Origin of the sequence: Achromobacter sp. UBA5777, assembly GCF_002418565.1 — a bacterium.
Taxonomy (GTDB): domain Bacteria; phylum Pseudomonadota; class Gammaproteobacteria; order Burkholderiales; family Burkholderiaceae_B; genus Achromobacter; species Achromobacter animicus.
On the sequence record NZ_DIEJ01000167.1, the window covers coordinates 1,762 to 2,125 of the forward strand.

The 364-nt window shown below is 70.3% G+C and carries 1 pseudogene (cut by a window edge); it reads right to left on the reverse strand.

The annotated features are described in order from the left end of the window. Positions 1-364, reverse strand: a pseudogene (locus B3446_RS13270) (LysR substrate-binding domain-containing protein); its annotated part reaches 358 nt to the left of the window's first position; the annotation flags it as partial.

The window sequence follows — 364 nt, forward strand, 5'->3', positions numbered from 1 at the left end:
ATGACCAGGTCCAGGTCGCCGCGCACCAGCGCGGGCAGGGGGGCAAATGAGAACGCCGCGGACAGGTCCAGCGCCACATCCGGCCATTGCACGCGGAAGGCGTCCAGCGCCGGCATCAGCCACTGAAAGCAGGAATGGCAGTCGATCGCCAGGTGCAGCCGGCCGGTGCGTCCGGCGGCCAGGCGCTGCAGGTCGCGCTCCGTGGCGCGGATTCGCGGCAAGACCTCGTCGGCCAGGGCCAAGACCCGCAATCCGGCCGTCGTCAGCCGGGCTGGCCGCGTGCGGCGATTCAACAGGGGCGTGCCCAGCCGGGTTTCCAGGTCCCGCAATTGATGCGAAAGCGCCGATTGGGTCAGGTGCAGGC